Origin of the sequence: Lactobacillus sp. UMNPBX16 (assembly GCF_002553775.1) — a bacterium.
Classification (GTDB): domain Bacteria; phylum Bacillota; class Bacilli; order Lactobacillales; family Lactobacillaceae; genus Lactobacillus; species Lactobacillus crispatus.
Map to the genome: position 1 here is coordinate 88,865 of NZ_PCYU01000027.1, position 16,934 is coordinate 105,798.

A 16,934-nucleotide genomic window follows, 5' to 3' on the forward strand; every position below is an offset into this window, starting at 1 on the left:
TGTTTAGTGAGGATAGATTATCTAGAGATTTTATTATTAATTAGTTGTAAAGCTTCCTTTCACTGTTACTGCATAGGAACTTGTACCCTTTTGAACAGTTTTACCATTAGCAATAATTGTTACTTTGTTTCCTTGAGAATCGACGATCTCACCACCATCAACTAAATTTAAATTTGTGACAGTTGAGTTACCTGTAACTATCCATTTTGAATTTGACCCAACGCTGATAGTCAATGGTGTCTTGCTCTTGGATGAACTTGTAGCATATTTGTTAGCCACAATACTAGTTTTGCCAGTGTAAGTTGAATCATCTGTCAACTTCACATTAGCACTTGAAATGCTATCGACTACAATATTACCTTTTAGGGTTTGGTTTTTAGCTGTCAGAGTTACATGACCACCATTTTTACCCTTAGTACCCCAACCATTAGAATTATTACCGGCTACATTTAATAAATCTACTTTGCTATTATTAAAATTCAGTTTAGTATTTTCTAAAGTAATTTTGCCTGTAGTGTTAGTTACGTAAAACATTGCACCACTAGTAATCGCGGTTTTTAAAGTAGAGTCCTTAGCTTGGAAATCTGCACTCTTACTTGATGACGTTTCTGCATCCCCAGAAGTTGATTGATAAATAATCACACCATTCTTAATTGAATCAGAACCTGAAATTTTATTATTGGTCGATGTCAGATTGGAATTGACTAAATAAATCTTATTATAGCCTTCCATCCCAGCGATTTGGCTACCACTTGCAGTACCGGTCACATTATTAAAATTGATAGTACCTGTTGAATATGCTAGAGGTGATCCCGTACCTTTAGTAGTTACTTTAGCATTTTTAACTGTGACTGTACCACCACCACGATCAGTTGCAACTGCTGCCGAGTGATCACCTTTAGTTGAGATCTTTACCTTATTGGCATTGATCTTACCACCGTAAGTTGCATCTAAGCCTCTTGAATGGGCTTTTCCAGTAGTCTTAATCTTGGTGTTTGAGACATTAACGGTACCTTTATTAGTAGCAAAGATACCATTAGCACCTGTTGCTTTAGAAGTTAAAGTAGCATTTTTAACTGTCGCAACCGCATTTTTACCGTCTGCCAATAAAATTGAGTCTAAACCATAGAAATTAGCACTATCATCATTTTTAGAATTGCTCGTTTTCTTCAGTTTAGTACCATCTAAACTCAATTTACCATTCTTTTGTACAAGAGCTACATTTTGGTCAGTCTTGTTATTAGTAATTGTCTTCTTGCCAACCTTAGTAGTACCAGATTTTACATTAAGTGAAGCTTTTAAAGTACCCTTATAATCATATGATTGAATATTTGGACCACCCTTACCAGACTTACCATTAGGCTTTTGCCCCGATGGTTTAGTTTTTTTCTTATTTGTCGCTGCTTGTGCAGTATTATTTTCTATTTGATTAGATGACTGAATTCCTGTATTGATTAAAAAAGTAGTAAGCAATGTTGCTATTGTTAGTAGTTTAACTTTATTTTTATTCTTCATCTTGATAATTCCTTTCTTTGTTCGTCCTATCGATTGAGTAATAGAATACGCGAATAGTTTGAACAAAATATGGTTATCAAGTAAAAAACAATTTAAGAAAAAGTTGCTTAAAATGTAAATTGGTTAAGTTTTTTTAGAAGTTGTAGAATATATTATTTGTACTAGATGTTTATATGTGCATAGTAACCTCCACAAAAAAAGCATCGCTTTTCGCGATGCTTTTTCTTGTATATAAACGTAAAATCCAAAGATTAACGCTTTGAGAATTTTAGGTCAGTAAAACTAGAACAATTTTCCATTTTATTGAATTCTAATCCATCATATTCCTTATGATTTTCATTTAAATTAAATATAATATGGAATAAACTGGAACAAAATTCTTCAAGTTGGAAAACTTTGTGACCAATTGTGACCATTTAGCCGATTATTTTACTAAATTTCATCCTTTTTGGATGGAGTTTTTTTATTTAAACAGAGGTATCCAATCTCTAACTTCCTTTGACACTTTATATGCCTTTGTCATCATTGAGTTTTCAACTAAATATTGTAATCCAGAACTCGTAGCATATGTATTCTGAATATTACAAATTATAGTTGGACCTTGAATTGTCGACTTTAACGATACTCCTTTAATATACCCATCTTCTAAAAGCATTTGCAAAGTTAATACAAACTGTTTTTCTGAAATACCAATATTATCTGGGCTTAAAACATCTGGATTTACATCAGTGCCATTTTCGTAACAGTACTTCAAATACAAAAGAATCTTATAAGCTACATTGAAGTAATTATTCTTATTAACTTTTAAATCATTAGGATTGTAATCTTGGCTCATTATTGCTCCTTAGTCAGTTTTTCATACATCTTAAATAAGTGAGCTACAGCATCACTTTCAGTTGTTCCTTTAACTGATAAACCATAAGCTTCCATTACTGCGCGATCATTATCTTGATGTGCCTTAAGTAATTCCTTTGGCATGGTTAATGGATCATAAAGATCAGCAAGCGAACTATCTGGATATAATGCACGTGCATCTAAAATAGCTTGAGCTGTCTTCTCAATTTTTGCTTTTTGCTTATCTGTTGGTGTTGGCCAAGGAAAATTGTTATATACAATATCAATTGAATACTGATAATCACTTTTCATTCTACCCGTTGTTAATCTCATCCATGCCATATGCATATTAGATTCTAAAATACCAAAATCAAATATATTAGCTTTATTTGTTATTAATATGGCGTTGGATGCAATGACATTAGAAGAAACAAAACCCATTGGAATATATCTTCTATTTTGAGAAGTAGTGACGGGAAGTACCATATAATTACCAGTTAGAGGTTGACGGATTTCCTGAAATAATTGCGGTGTATTGGCTGATGCTCTTGTTCCTTTTTTAGAACTTGCACCTCTAAACTCTTGAACTCGTTTTACTCTTTTAAAAATTTCTGGTATAGATTTTATATCCTTAGGAGATGCATCTACAAGCCAAAAACAATATCTAGATTTTTTATTTAAAAATTCTCTAGATCCAATGAAAGGGTGTATAAATCTAGCTGTTCTTTTATCATTTTTAATAATTAAATCTTTCTCATCTTTAGAAATTAATAAATTACCATGATCGGTCGGTCTATTGCCATTACTTAAATAAGGTACATTTTTAGATAATGGTGTTTTTCTTTTACTTAAAAACGGATATTCTCCTTCTGTTAAGTAGAAACTTATTTTATCAACCTTTTTAACTGTATTATTAGTAAATAATAATTTTGATCCATTTTTTACTTTTCTTTTACTATATGAAAAACCAATAATAACAACATGTACATTTGCTTTAGATTTTGCTTCACTAGTCCATGCAAAAGTTTGATATGCAAAATTTATTTCAATACTATATTTTTCTTTTAATGATTTCCATACATTCGTCACCTGTTCACCTTGAATTATGGAATTAGTCGAAACAAATCCTACCTGGATATCTGTATTAAAAATATACTTAGAAGCCATACAATACCATCCAGAAACAAAATCATTTTTTCCAACCTTTATTTGCTTATCAATTTGATGATATAAATTTACTATTTCTGATTTTTGCTCTCTTGTCTGATGAGAATAGCCCGCAAACGGCGGATTTCCCATAATATAATGACAAGCATAATTTGGAATTACAGTATTCCAATCCATTGTTAGCGCATTACCTTCATGAATATGCGTATAAGTCTTTAATGGCAAGAAGTCCCAATCTGCATAAAAAATATCTTTAGTTTCTTCAAGCATCTGACTTTCTGCAATCCAAAGGGCAGTTTTGGCAACAGATACAGCGAAATCATTAATTTCAATCCCATAGAATTGCTGAATAGAGACCTTAATGATATCTTTAGCCTGACCAACATCAAGTGAAGGATTAGGATAAATCAACTTTATCGCTTCATTTTCTAACTTTCTCAACTGTAAATATGTTTCAGTCAAGAAATTACCAGAACCACAAGCAGGATCAAAGAAAGTTAAATTAGCAAGCTTCTCTTGAAATTTTCTAGCCTTTTTCTTTAAAGTTGCTAATTGTTTTGTTTTCTTTATCTCATTCAGTTCATTCTTAAGATCATTCAAAAATAAGGGATCAATTACCTTATGAATATTTTCTACTGAAGTATAGTGCATCCCTCCCTGTCGTCTAGTTTCAGGGTTCAAAGTTGACTCAAATACAGCGCCAAAAATAGTAGGACTGATGTCAGACCAGTCAAACTCATCACTAGCTTTACTTAATAATAAGCTACGCAATTCATCTGTAAATGATGGAATCTCTATATCTTCATTAGAAAACATTCCACCATTAACATAAGGAAATTCCGCCAATTTGGGATCATCATCAGCCAAGTAAGGATCTCTATCTTCTTCTTTGGTATCCAATACCTTAAACAATTTAATCAAGGCTTGTCTCATTTGCCTTACATCAAATTGTTCAAGATAATCATGAAACATATTTCTTTTACCAAAAATTCCAGCATCTTCAGCATATAAACAAAATACGATTCTTACACAAAGTTGATTAATGCTCTTTTGTGAATGTTCATTGTTAGGATCTTTATATTGCTTTAACAGTTCATCATAAATCTTACCAACTAATTCACCAGCGCTTAATGAAACTTGCTTTTCTTTTTCTAGGTGTTCATTACTTTTATCAACCAAGAATTCAAGCTGATAGTAATTTTTTTCTAAATCCTTCAGTTCAATTCTAACTGGTTCAGAATTAGGATGCTCCATGTCATACACACGGAATTCAATGAAGTTACAAGTAACAATCCAACGTGGGCGCTCAGAATAAGGTAAATTATTAGCGTATCTCTGCGCTTGTTGAAAAGGGGTTAATAACTCTCCACTAGATTGCCTAATAGGTTTATCTAGATCTTTATTACTACCCTTTTGTTCAATCATCACATGCGTTTGATCAATGTAGCCATCAATAAAACTTTCATGTGATAACTGAACCTTCTTTTCGAATTTAATGAATTGCTCTGGCTCTTCTACTCCCAAAACATCTCGTAAAAGCTGTAGCCAAAATGATTGACTATCTTGTTTTTCATGCCCTCGATTTTGCCAGTTTTCAATAAATTTTTTTGCGTTTCGTTTTTGTGTTGTAATGTCCATTTAATCTTTCACCTTATGAGTATTATGAGTTAATTATAACATCACCTAATTTCTAATAGCTTGCCAATAATAAACCGATAAGCATTAATTCTGACTACTTCACTTACTTTATTTAGTGGCAAATCCAGAGATAAAGACTCTTCAATAGTATCTTCCTCACCAACAATGTAAGAAGCTACAGAATTTAACACTTTTTTCTTATCTTGGACATAGCTCAAGCTTGGATTTCTAATTAATGTCAGTATTATTGTGGTTTCAATGAATTCAAATTCTGAGTAACTACCATATTGGTGGTTTTTAATCAAATTACCCAATTGTTCTTCTTTAAAAGCTTCTAATTCCTCAAAAGTTGGTAATTGTATCTCCTCAAAGTGATTTTCAAGTTCAGCTTTCAAACTATCCTTTAGCGCTACTAAACAAAGATCTTTTCCGTTTATTTCGCTGTATTTCTTTTCAAATTTTTTTGCAAGTAAGGCTCTTCGAATGTTTGTGTCTTTTGGCAGAGTATGTCTAACTGCTCCATGACGCAACATACCTTCATTTACTTTACTTGCTGAAGTAATCTCACCTTCTAACATCAACATATTAGTAATGTCACTAACTAATTTAGCCATCGACATTTCACTTTTTGATAATAAATACTCAATTACGGTTACCTTAACCATTCTAGCAACCGTAGCGCGCTACATATTCCTTTCTTTATAAAACTAGATTTAAATCATGAATCTAATTCTACAGACATTTCTAACTTACCTAGCATTTTCTCTGAGAGAGAGAAAATGCTTTTCCAAACAAAAAAAGATTGATAACCAACACTTTAAAATTGTTGATATATCAACCTTTATCTAGTCATTCTTAAATTGAATTTTAATTTATCTAAATTAATGTAATTTGCATAAAACTTTTATTATAACAAATGCTTATTAGTTATCTATCTTTATTTTATAAACCGAAAAATACTTGCTTACCAAAAGTTGACTTAAAATACTTCAAAAATGGTCAGGATCTGATATACACCTATATGCAATAATTGCCTTGTAAACAAAAATAACTTAGAAATTTAGAAACGAGGTAATGTTCTATGAAAATCCAAAATACCCGTAATGGCTACTCTCGCCAATTAGCAACTACTTACATTTTAAACGACAAGTCTGTTATAAGTTTAAGTACTGAGCCAGAAACACAATACGTTTGGTCTAATGGCCATCGCTCAAATGAGATTAGCGGCTATCAAGCTTGGTTTGCTCAAGAAGGCGTAGGGGCTTTCAAAGTGAAATTTGAAAATAAGCCTCAACTTCCTCAATTTCTCTCTGCTGTTCATTTCAAGGATCTTGAAGCTTGCCAAGTGAGAAACAACATTTACTTTAGAGCTAAGAGAATCGAAGGTTAACACATGGAAAAATACCAACTTAGACAATACTTACTCCAAGCAATTAACATGGCTTTAGATAGTAACGGGACGGAAACTAGTTATACCAACAGCTTCGATATCCAAGTCTTAGATAAAGGTTTTAATTGGATTCCACGCATCCCCAGCTCGTTTATTATTAACGTAGATCTTTATCAAAAGATCTATGAAATTGCTAATTTAGCACTATACCCACAATTTACGTTATTAAAAATGAACAACATGTATACAGTGCCTTTAAAAACACAGGATCTACATGTTCAAAGAGCTTTATTCTTCCCATGGATAGAAGGAATTCCAGAGCGCTTAATAATTGATAGTAACGAATCACAACAAGATGGACATTATATTCATCTAATGAAAAATCTAAAAATTTCATATGAAAAAGTTACTTCTATTGCTATTGCTGGAAATAGCGGCAGCGGTAAATCATACTTTCTAAACTACTTGCTAGATTCTATTTATCGATTTTCTAACTTAACAATCATAGATCCTAAAATGGATAGCCCAGCCCGATGGGCAAGAGCACATAACGTAAAAGCGATCTTTCCTGATGCCAACAGGTCAAAAGCAGATTTTGTAAGTCAGATAAATGAAGTATTGTCCGAAAAGCTCCAATTGATCCATGCACGTCAAAAGCAGTTATACATTAATCCTAAGCAAAAGTTTAAAGCTGAAACAATAGCACTAGATGAAATATTATCCATCGTTGAAGGCTTATCTAAACCGATTTATTCTTCATTTGCTAGCTTAATTTCTCAAATTGCACTACTAGGCAGGTCTACAAGTGTCCACTTACTATTAGTAAGTCAAAGATTAGATCACACCACTTTGCCCACTTCCGTAAGAGAACAAGCTAATGTACTAGTTCAATTAGGAAATATTAATTCTCGTACAACACAATTTTTATTTCCAGATTTGGATCCTCGAGGCATTGTTATACCACTAGGTAAGGGGACTGGATTAATTCAAATTATTGATCCTGACTATCCAGCTCAAGTACTACCATTCTTAGCCCCTACTTATTAATATGAAAGGACTTATTAAATTGAAAAAACATGCTATTAAGTACAACTTAGTAATGGGCATAATTTACCTTTTTATAATATTAATTGGTTTTGCTGCTGTAACTAAGTTAATCCTTATTCTATTAAATCAACCAATTTATCATACCCTCATTCCAGTCATTTTACTTAAAATTCAGAACTTACATCGCGCGAGTAGTGTAGGTATAGCAACTATTATCATTACATTTCTCTTATTTTTCTTCAAAGCTTGGCTTTTCGAAGAAAAATTAGTTGCTATTGATAACATCGTAAAGACTTGGCAATTACGCCACTTCATGAGGAAAAAATACAACTCTATTTTTAATTCATCGCTAAAATACACTTACATCGCGATAGATGATATTTCATCAGACATCACATGTATGTTAAGAATCCCATCTAGTTGGGCTGATGCTCAAGATTTTAAAATATCTTTGCCAGCATTATTTGAATATATTACTAACCAAAATCCTAACTATACTTTTTCGAACTTTGAAAGGATCGGAAATTATTACAAAGCTAAGGGTACTATTATTAAATAGAGTTAAGGCACTGCCTATGCCCTTAAGCATTTAGGCAAGTGCCTTTTTTAATAGCTAAAATGTGCAAATACACAAAAGTCAATCATATTAAGCGTTGAGAGGGCTTGTTATCACTCAACGCACAACTGTGCAAGTGTGCAAAACGAGGATAAAAATGAAAAGATTTAGGCAATTTATGTTTGTTCAAGATGTAGAACATATGAATTTTAAATTCGAAGAATTACCAAATATATTAAAAAGTGAATCATCTAGGTTATCAGAATGGGCTTATATCAAGCATAATCATGATGAAAAAGCCAAAAACGATAAAGAAGATACAAAAGTTAGAGATCATATTCATGTGGTATTAAAGTATAGGAATCCACAAACAGTAGCTCATGTAGCTAAATTGTTCAAGGATAAAAGTAATAATGTTCAAATATGGATTGGGCGTATTAATAATGCCTACAGCTATTTAGTACATAATACAGATAATGCAACTTCTAAATACCAATATTCTATTGAAGATGTCAAAGCATCCTTTGATTTCAAAAAAAGAATTAAAGATATTGAAGAAAATGTTAGTCTAGCAAAACAACGTAACATCAAAGAAGCAATAAATGGATTTGCTGAAGGAGACATAGACTATAAAGAATTGATTGAGACTCTTGGTATTGTTAATGTTGCAAGAAATCGAAATTTAATCGATTCAATTCAAAAAATTAGAGAGCAAGTTATTCAACATGAATGGTGGAATCAATTTAAAGGTAAACAAATGGCTTCGCTATGGCTTTGGGGTGAAGCTGGTGTAGGTAAAACTACCTATGCTGAAAAAATACTTTCGAAAGAAAAATACATTGTTCTTGGAAATAGTAACGATTATTTCCAGTACTATAATGGTGAACACTATATCATCTTAAATGATTTACGTCCAGGCGACTTAAAGTATGCAGATTTATTAAGAATCTTGGATCCTTATGCAATTAAATATACATTTGGACGTTATCATAATCATCCATTACTTGCAGAAATGATTATTATTACAACGCCCTATTCTCCTAAAGAATTTTATAAAAATACAAAAATAGCAAATCGTAAAATAGATAGCTTTACACAACTCCAAAGAAGAATTTTTGAAATTCATATTACCAAGGACTTCATCTTAAAAGAAAATAAATATCAAAGAAATTCTAAGGAAGGAAGTAGCGATTAATATGTCGAAATTATTAACTCGGGAGGAAGCTTCAAAATACATTGGCATTGATCCTAAAACTTTCGATAAAGCATTTAGAGCTGATCCAGATTTTAAACGTTTCATGTTAAGTGACCACACTGAACGTTACACAATTAAAAGTATTGAAGCTTTCATTGATCTTAAAGAAACAACCTTAAAAAAGATTTGAGAATTGGTCGGTTATCTGCTAACTTTATTGCTGGTAAGATAATCGGCTTTTCTTTTGAGAGGACGATTAAATTTATGGCAAGTATTGAAAAACGTGGCTCATCATATAGAGTTAGAGTAACAATCTATCAACATGGAAAGCGTGATTACTTAACTAAAAGTTTTAAAACTGAAAAAGAAGCTAAAGTTTGGGGAACTACTCTCGAACTACAAAAGGCTAAAGGTCAAGCTATTGCTCAACAAAACACATTATTTAAAGACTTCTATTATCTGTATGTTCATACTGTTAAGATTAACGATGTTAGAAAGGCAACCTTTAACAACTATGTTAAAGCAGGGCAAGTGATTGACAAACTTTTCCCTACTGCCAAACTTGGTAAGCTTGATGATGTTCAAATGCAATCTATTTTAGATGATTACGGTAAGACACATTCTAAAAAGACGGTAGTTGAATTATTAAAGAAAATCCGGACATCCCTTCGCTATGCCTATGCTAAAGGATACATTTACAATGACTTTGCTAGTCTACTTAAAGCACATGGAAATGAACTGCCTAAGCGTAACAAAGCTTTATCAATGTCCGACCTAACCAAGCTTAAGCATTATTTGCTTAAACATACAGATAATGAATTTAACTTAATGGTTCTACTTGAAATTAGTACAGGACTACGTCGAGGTGAAATTCTAGGCATCAAACCAGAGGATATACACTATGATGGTCAATATTATTGCGTTGAAGTAAGAAGATCAATTAGTCCAACTACCGATGATACAAGGCTCAAGACAAAACATTCTAGACGTAGTGTAACCATTCCCAAAAATATTTATGACCTTTTAAAGACTATATCAAACAAGGAATCAGGCTATTTATTTGACTGGTATAACTTTAAGCAATCAGAGAAATTAAAAGAATTGCTTACAAAAATAGGTATCCCTACTACCACATTTCATGGTTTAAGAGATACCCATGCTTCTTTTTTATTCAGTAATAATATTCCTTTATCTTATGTTAGTAGAAGATTAGGACATGATTCAATCTTAACTACTGAAAAATACTATCTGGAATTAATGCCAGAAAAAAAGCACTCGCAAGATGCGAATGCTTTAAATCTATTGGAATCCCTATAGTATTGTGACCATAGGTGACCATCTGAAGTTTCCAAAACGTTGATATAACAACATTTTTGAACGTAAATATTAACGTTTTGAGAATTGTGAAGCTTTACGGGCTTTCTTCAAACCTGGCTTCTTTCTTTCCTTCATTCTTGGGTCACGGGTTAAGAAACCTGCTTTCTTAAGTGGACCACGGAAGTCTGGGTCTACTTCAAGAAGAGCACGAGCGATACCAAGACGGATAGCCCCAGCTTGACCTGAGAAACCACCACCGTTAACATTAACGTGAATGTCGTATTGACCTTCAGTTTCAGTTAATGTTAATGGTTGCTTCAAGTCCTTAACCAAGTTAGGGAATGGAATGTATTGATCAACATCTTTATCGTTAACAGTGATCTTACCGTTACCTGGTACTAAACGAACACGCGCAACTGAATTCTTGCGGCGACCAGTACCTGTGTATGTAGCTTGTTGTGCCATTGTATAACCTCCTAGATTAATTTGTTAATATCTAACTTTTCAGGCTTTTGTGCTTCGTGCTTGTGGTCTTCGCCAGCATAAACATGCATCTTCATGAATTCATGGTGACCAAGAGTGTTCTTTGGAAGCATACCCTTAACTGAGATTTCAACCATCTTAACTGGGTTATTAGCAAGCAATTCACCGTAAGATACGGCCTTCAAGCCGCCACGCCATGATGAGTGGTGGTAGTAGAACTTGTCTGAAGCCTTTTTACCAGTCAATCTAATCTTTGATGCGTTGATAACGATAACGTTATCACCAGTATCAACATTAGGTGTGTATTGAGGCTTGTTCTTACCTCTCAAAATAGTGGCAACAGCTGCAGAAAGACGACCAAGAGTTACGTCAGTTGCATCAATAATGTACCACTTACGTTCGATTTCACTAGATTTTGCTAATGGTGTAGTACGCAATTTAAATTCCTCCGTTTATTTGCAGTTTGAAAACAATAAGTTTCCGGGGCCTATCGTGGACAAACATACTATACTAGAGTACGTCCTTTTAGAGAAAAAGTCAATTATAAATGCTGGTCTAAACGATATTTTTGTGGGATTTCATCGTAAAAAACATGATAAAGGTACAAACCACTCGCATGAGCAGTTTGTCTTACCTCTTGACGATCCTTGGCAGCAATTACTCGTTGCAAGTCATGAATTGGCCTACGATCATTACCAATTTCCAGTAGCGCCGCTACCATAATCCGTACCATATTATACAAAAAGCCTGAACCAATAAAATCAAAAATTACTTCATTTTCTTTTTCGTCTTTAGTAATGTTTACATAATAAATGGTCCGAACTTTATCTTCAATTTGACCACCGCTGGCCGCAAAACTGGTAAAATCGTGCTTACCCAATAAGTCCTGAGCTGCAACCTGCATTTTTTCAATATCTAATGGATACGGAAAATGACCAGTATAAAAACGCTTAAAAGGATTAACAAAATGATCTAAACTAACACGATAGCGATACCATTTCCCCTTAATCGAATAACGCGCATGAAAATTCTCATCAACAATTTGGCAATCATCGAAGATAATATCGGTTGGCATCATAGAATTCATTGCCAAAATCATTCGATTGGCTGGAATAGTTTTACCAGGATAATCAAAATGAATTACCTGTCCAACCGCATGTACATCGGCATCAGTTCTACCTGACCCCTGCACAATCACACGCTGCCCCTTAGTCATTTTCTTCAACGCATCTTCAATTGTCCCCTGAACAGTTCGCTGGTCTGGTTGAAGTTGAAAGCCATGAAAAAGATGACCATCATAAGCCATCGTCATTTTATATCTTGTTGTCATATTTCTAATGTGTCCTAAAAATTAATAGTAATCCGACTAACAGTACAAAATAAAATAATGCAATTAAATCATATTTTGACCAACTTAAAACGCGATATTTAGTTCGTCCTTCACTACTACGATAACCACGTGATTCCATTGCTGTAGATAAATCAATTGCCGTTTCTAAAGACTGAATAAACAACGGAACCAAAATGGGCGTAATTGCCTTAGCACGTTGAATTAAACCACCGTCATTGAAGTCCGCTCCACGTGATCTTTGCGCATTCATAATTTTAAAAGTCTCATCAAACAAAGTCGGTACAAAACGAAGCGCAATTGAAATTACTAACGCAATTTTATCCACCGGCACTTTAAACAACTTAAGCGGCTTAAGCAGCCATTCCATCGCATCAGCAATTTCAAGTGGCATTGTAGTAACTGTCATTACTGTTGAAATTAAAATAATTAATGTAAAACGAATAAAAATATAGATTGCATTAATCAAACCGTAGCTAGATAATGAAAAAATCCACCAATGCCAATAAATATGACCACCAGTCATAAAAAACAATTGCAAAAGCGACGTAAAGAAAATTAAACCAATCAAAGGCTTAACGCCATCCCAAAATACCTTTGCATTTAATCCTGTAGCAACTACAGCTAAGAAGCAAAAAATGGTCACAATCGCATAAGTTATTGAATTATTAGCTAAAAAGATAGCCAATATAAATAATATGGTAACTAATAATTTACTCCGAGGATCCATTTTATAAATAAGAGAATCTCCCGGAATATAACGTCCTACAATTATCTTACTCATAAACTACCCTCGCAAATTTTTCTTAATTTCATTAACAAGCTGATCCAGTGTTAACGGTTTATCTTTAAAGTTAAAGTTCATCAAATCTGAGGCAAAAAGACTAGCCGTTGGTTCACTCAAATAGTGCTTTTCTAGCCAGTTTTTATTAGTAAAAATCGCCTTAGGCGCATCATGTCTAATTAATTTACCATGTTCCATCACTAAAACATCATCTGCATATTCGGCCACATCATCCATATTATGCGTAACCAAGATTACAGTATGACCTGCTTTTTGATAATCAACAAATAATTTCATCATTTCCTTACGAGACTTAGGATCTAACCCCGCTGCTGGCTCATCTAAGCATAAAATTTCTGGTTCATCAGCCATTACCCCAGCAATTGCAACACGCCGCATTTGTCCTCCAGATAACTCAAATGGCGACTTATTTGCTAGCGATTCATCCAATCCTACTCGCTTCAACCATTTCAAAGCTTTACTTTTAGCTTCATCATCGGTTGCTCCAAAATTTTTAGGACCAAATTCAATGTCTTCAAGCACAGTATTTTCAAAAAGCTGTGCTTCAGGAAACTGAAAAACCAAACTAACCCGCTTGCGTAACTTTTTCAAATTCTTATTTCCTGTTTGAGCAGTAATATGATAACCAGCAATATCAATTGTTCCTGAACTCGGCTTCAGTAATGCATTAAAATGCTGCATCAAAGTCGACTTACCACTACCGGTATGACCTACCAATGCAACAAAACTATTTTCAGTTAATTCAAATGAAACATTATCTAATCCTTTTTTCTCCATTGAAGTTCCGGGAGAATAGATATAATTTACTTTTTCAAATTTAATTGACATAGATATTGTTTCAACTCATCTTTCGTTTTTATATTTTTAGGTACAGAAATTCCCACTTCATTTAATTTATTTATTAATTTTTGTACAAATGGAATGTCTAGCCCTATTTCTTGCAACATTTCAGTTTTACTAAAAATTTCCGTTGGAGTTCCTTGAGCTAAAATCTTGCCATCATTTAAGACGATCACATCATCAGCCATATTAGCCTCATCAATGTCATGTGTAATCGAAATAACTGTCAAATTCTTCTCTTTCTTTAAATGCTTAATAATGTTTAGCACCTGCTCTCTCCCCTTAGGATCAAGCATCGAAGTTGATTCATCTAAAATAATAATTTTCGGTTCTACGGCAAGAATACCTGCAATTGCTACTCTTTGCTTTTGTCCACCAGAAAGATTAGCTGGCTCTGCATCTATATAATCCAGCATTCCAACGTCTGCTAAAACTTTTCTGACTATTTTTACCATTTGCTCCCGAGGAACAGCTCTATTCTCAAGCCCAAAAGCAACATCATCGCCAACAGTAGCTCCAACAAACTGATTATCTGGATTCTGAAATACAATACCGACTTTTTCCCTAACATCCCAGACTGTCTTTTGATTTAACGTCATTCCTAAAACACTGATTCTAGAATTATTAGCAGAATCAGGCAAAAGTAACCCATTAATTAATTTAGAAATTGTGGACTTACCGCTACCGTTGTGACCTATCAAAGATGTCCAGGAACCTCTTTTTATTTTAAAACTAATCTGATCAAGAATCGCTTTTTTAGTATCGGGATAGGTAAATGAGACATCCTTAAATTCAACAGCACTATCTACTGGCATTTTTCCACTTCCTTTCTTAAATCGCTTATTAGCAATTGTAACAGAAAAAAAGAGCAAAAAAAATCACCCATGAAGAGGGATGATTTTTATCATCTAAGCTAGACTAAGCTTGCGCCATCATCTTTACGCTTATTCTCACTTTCATGGATAATTCTTAATACGTATTAAGTTGTGTTACTCTAAATTAAACTAATTCAAGAATAACCATTGGAGCAGCGTCACCCTTACGAGGAACGGCTAACTTCAAAATTCTGGTGTAACCACCATTACGGTCCTTGTAACGAGGTGCTACATCACTGAAAAGCTTTTGCAATGCTGACTTAACAACAACTGCATCTTTTTCTTCGTGAACATCTGCAACTTCGTCACGTACAAATGCAGCAGCCTTTCTTCTAGCTGCTAAATCGCCGCGCTTACCTAAAGTGATCATCTTTTCGGCAGTCTTACGAACTTCTTTAGCACGAGTTTCAGTAGTAACAATGCGTTCGTTCATGATTAATTGAGTAGTCATTTCTCTAAGCATTGCTTTTCTGTGAGCACTATCGCGACCTAATTTACGGTATGCCATGGATTTGCCTCCTTTATTCACCTAAGCTTAGTCTTCTTGACGAAGTGAAAGACCTAAGTCGGTTAATTTATTTTTAACTTCTTCCAATGATTTACGTCCTAAGTTACGTACACGCATCATATCTGATTCTGTCTTGTCAGTTAACTCTTGAAGAGTATTAATGCCAGCACGCTTCAGGCAGTTATATGAACGAACAGAAAGGTCAAGCTCTTCGATAGTCATCTCAAGCTTCTTTTCCTTCTTATCGTCTTCCTTTTCCACCATTACTTCGCTGAATTTAGCATTTGCATCTGCTGATTCAAATACCTTAAAGTGTTCAACTAAAATTTTAGCAGCAAAACTAAGGGCGTCATTAGGCTTGATTGAACCGTCAGTCCAAATCTCAAAAGTGAGCTTATCAAAGTCATCTCTCTTACCAACACGAGTTGATTCAACTTGGTAGTTAACCTTCTTAATTGGTGAGAATAAAGAGTCAACTGGGATAACTCCGATTGGCATGTCATCACTCTTATTGTCACTTGCAGCAACATAACCTCTACCATTCTTTACGGCAAGTTCCATATGCAAGTGTCCACCTTCAGCAATGGTACAAATATATTGATCCGGATTCAAGACTTGAACGTCTGCATCAACTTTAAGATCATCAGCAGTTACTGTGGCTGGACCTTCAATGTCCAATTCAATAACCTTTTGTTCATCTGAAAGAGACTTTAATTCAAGTTTCTTCAAGTTCAAGATGATCTTGGTTACATCTTCTCTGACGCCAGGAACTGTTGAGAACTCGTGTAAAACGCCATCAATTTGCACATAAACAAGTCCAGTACCTGGAATAGAAGTAAGTAATACTCTTCTTAAAGAATTACCTAAAGTAGTACCAAAGCCTCGCTCAAGTGGTTCAACAACAAACTTACCGTAAGAATCTTCTTGTTCAACAACGGTAATATTTGGTTTTTCAAATTCAATCATTACTGGGCCCCTTTCAAAACGTTACGTCCTATATCAAGGACAAAATTAAACACGACGACGTTTTGGTGGTCTGGAACCATTGTGAGGAACTGGCGTAACGTCACGAATTGCAGTAATTTCAAGACCAGTTGCTTGAAGTGATCTAATAGCAGATTCACGACCAGCACCAGGACCTTTAACTGAAACTTCTACGTGTTTCATGCCTTGGTCCATTGCACTCTTAGCTGCTGCTTCAGCTGCCATTTGAGCTGCAAATGGAGTAGACTTACGACTACCCTTAAAGCCCAATGCACCAGCTGAAGACCAAGCAACTGCATTACCTTGAACGTCAGTAATCATGACTAAAGTATTATTAAACGTTGAGTGAATGTGTGCTACACCGCTTTCAACATGCTTCTTCACACGACGCTTACGTGCTGTTTTCTTTGCAGGCATCAATAAACCTCCTTA

At 34.1% G+C, this 16,934-nt stretch carries 19 protein-coding genes; 6 read left to right on the top strand and 13 right to left on the bottom strand.

Annotation, left to right across the window (positions count from 1 at the left end; translation table 11 throughout):
• Nucleotides 1-36 precede the first annotated feature (36 nt).
• From CP367_RS07030 to CP367_RS07045, 4 genes are all read right to left on the bottom strand, one after another.
• On the bottom strand, nucleotides 37-1,515 hold the full coding sequence (locus CP367_RS07030; RefSeq protein WP_233186475.1) for a hypothetical protein: 1,479 nt from the start codon (nucleotides 1,513-1,515) through the stop codon (nucleotides 37-39).
• A gap of 463 nt (nucleotides 1,516-1,978) precedes the next feature.
• Nucleotides 1,979-2,350 carry a YjcQ family protein gene (locus CP367_RS07035; RefSeq protein ID WP_013641487.1) on the bottom strand — a complete coding sequence of 124 codons (372 nt, stop codon included), beginning with the start codon at nucleotides 2,348-2,350 and terminating at the stop codon, nucleotides 1,979-1,981.
• On the bottom strand, nucleotides 2,350-5,154 hold the full coding sequence (locus CP367_RS07040) for a DNA methyltransferase (RefSeq protein ID WP_089146136.1): 2,805 nt from the start codon (nucleotides 5,152-5,154) through the stop codon (nucleotides 2,350-2,352). The genes CP367_RS07035 and CP367_RS07040 overlap by 1 nt, the downstream gene beginning before the upstream one ends.
• 41 nt (nucleotides 5,155-5,195) lie before the next feature.
• Nucleotides 5,196-5,768 carry a hypothetical protein gene (locus CP367_RS07045; protein ID WP_143441239.1) on the bottom strand — a complete coding sequence of 191 codons (573 nt, stop codon included), beginning with the start codon at nucleotides 5,766-5,768 and terminating at the stop codon, nucleotides 5,196-5,198.
• Between the two features lie 467 nt (nucleotides 5,769-6,235).
• Between CP367_RS07045 and CP367_RS07050 the strand changes: the two genes are divergently transcribed.
• The 6 genes from CP367_RS07050 (at nucleotide 6,236) to CP367_RS07075 (ending at nucleotide 10,659) form a co-directional block, all read left to right on the top strand.
• Nucleotides 6,236-6,544 (top strand): hypothetical protein, encoded by a 309-nt coding sequence (locus CP367_RS07050; RefSeq protein WP_065990069.1) that lies wholly within the window; start codon nucleotides 6,236-6,238, stop codon nucleotides 6,542-6,544.
• Between the two features lie 3 nt (nucleotides 6,545-6,547).
• Nucleotides 6,548-7,591, top strand: a complete 1,044-nt coding sequence (locus tag CP367_RS07055; protein WP_065990070.1) for a cell division protein FtsK — start codon at nucleotides 6,548-6,550, stop codon at nucleotides 7,589-7,591.
• A gap of 19 nt (nucleotides 7,592-7,610) precedes the next feature.
• On the top strand, nucleotides 7,611-8,150 hold the full coding sequence (locus tag CP367_RS07060; protein WP_065990074.1) for a hypothetical protein: 540 nt from the start codon (nucleotides 7,611-7,613) through the stop codon (nucleotides 8,148-8,150).
• A gap of 154 nt (nucleotides 8,151-8,304) precedes the next feature.
• Nucleotides 8,305-9,342 carry a Rep family protein gene (locus tag CP367_RS07065; RefSeq protein WP_065990076.1) on the top strand — a complete coding sequence of 346 codons (1,038 nt, stop codon included), beginning with the start codon at nucleotides 8,305-8,307 and terminating at the stop codon, nucleotides 9,340-9,342.
• A 1-nt stretch (nucleotide 9,343) separates the two neighbouring features.
• Nucleotides 9,344-9,532, top strand: coding sequence for a hypothetical protein (locus CP367_RS07070; RefSeq protein WP_013641480.1), 189 nt, complete (start codon nucleotides 9,344-9,346; stop codon nucleotides 9,530-9,532).
• A gap of 74 nt (nucleotides 9,533-9,606) precedes the next feature.
• Complete coding sequence (locus CP367_RS07075) at nucleotides 9,607-10,659, top strand: site-specific integrase (RefSeq protein WP_065990078.1); 1,053 nt, start codon at nucleotides 9,607-9,609, stop codon at nucleotides 10,657-10,659.
• A 69-nt stretch (nucleotides 10,660-10,728) separates the two neighbouring features.
• On the opposite strand, the gene rpsI is transcribed toward CP367_RS07075, so the two are convergent.
• The 9 genes from rpsI to rpsK form a co-directional block, all read right to left on the bottom strand.
• On the bottom strand, nucleotides 10,729-11,124 hold the full coding sequence (gene rpsI / locus CP367_RS07080; RefSeq protein WP_089146134.1) for a 30S ribosomal protein S9: 396 nt from the start codon (nucleotides 11,122-11,124) through the stop codon (nucleotides 10,729-10,731).
• Between the two features lie 11 nt (nucleotides 11,125-11,135).
• Nucleotides 11,136-11,579, bottom strand: a complete 444-nt coding sequence (gene rplM / locus CP367_RS07085) for a 50S ribosomal protein L13 (protein WP_005720369.1) — start codon at nucleotides 11,577-11,579, stop codon at nucleotides 11,136-11,138.
• Between the two features lie 104 nt (nucleotides 11,580-11,683).
• Nucleotides 11,684-12,472 carry a tRNA pseudouridine(38-40) synthase TruA gene (truA, locus tag CP367_RS07090; RefSeq protein ID WP_089146133.1) on the bottom strand — a complete coding sequence of 263 codons (789 nt, stop codon included), beginning with the start codon at nucleotides 12,470-12,472 and terminating at the stop codon, nucleotides 11,684-11,686.
• Between the two features lie 4 nt (nucleotides 12,473-12,476).
• Nucleotides 12,477-13,274 (bottom strand): energy-coupling factor transporter transmembrane protein EcfT, encoded by a 798-nt coding sequence (locus CP367_RS10855; protein WP_023488520.1) that lies wholly within the window; start codon nucleotides 13,272-13,274, stop codon nucleotides 12,477-12,479.
• Nucleotides 13,275-13,277: 3 nt separating this feature from the next.
• Nucleotides 13,278-14,123, bottom strand: a complete 846-nt coding sequence (locus CP367_RS10860) for an energy-coupling factor transporter ATPase (protein WP_089146132.1) — start codon at nucleotides 14,121-14,123, stop codon at nucleotides 13,278-13,280.
• Nucleotides 14,099-14,950, bottom strand: a complete 852-nt coding sequence (locus tag CP367_RS07100; RefSeq protein WP_089146156.1) for an energy-coupling factor ABC transporter ATP-binding protein — start codon at nucleotides 14,948-14,950, stop codon at nucleotides 14,099-14,101. The genes CP367_RS10860 and CP367_RS07100 overlap by 25 nt, the downstream gene beginning before the upstream one ends.
• Before the next feature lie 184 nt (nucleotides 14,951-15,134).
• The gene (rplQ, locus tag CP367_RS07105; RefSeq protein WP_005721620.1) at nucleotides 15,135-15,518 is read right to left on the bottom strand and encodes a 50S ribosomal protein L17; all 384 of its coding nucleotides are present in this window, start codon (nucleotides 15,516-15,518) and stop codon (nucleotides 15,135-15,137) included.
• A 27-nt stretch (nucleotides 15,519-15,545) separates the two neighbouring features.
• Entirely contained in the window at nucleotides 15,546-16,484 is a 939-nt protein-coding gene (locus CP367_RS07110; RefSeq protein WP_005720363.1) for a DNA-directed RNA polymerase subunit alpha, read from the bottom strand.
• Between the two features lie 45 nt (nucleotides 16,485-16,529).
• A complete protein-coding gene (gene rpsK, locus CP367_RS07115) occupies nucleotides 16,530-16,919 on the bottom strand; it encodes a 30S ribosomal protein S11 (RefSeq protein WP_003625817.1) in 390 nt (129 codons plus the stop codon).
• Nucleotides 16,920-16,934 lie beyond the last annotated feature (15 nt).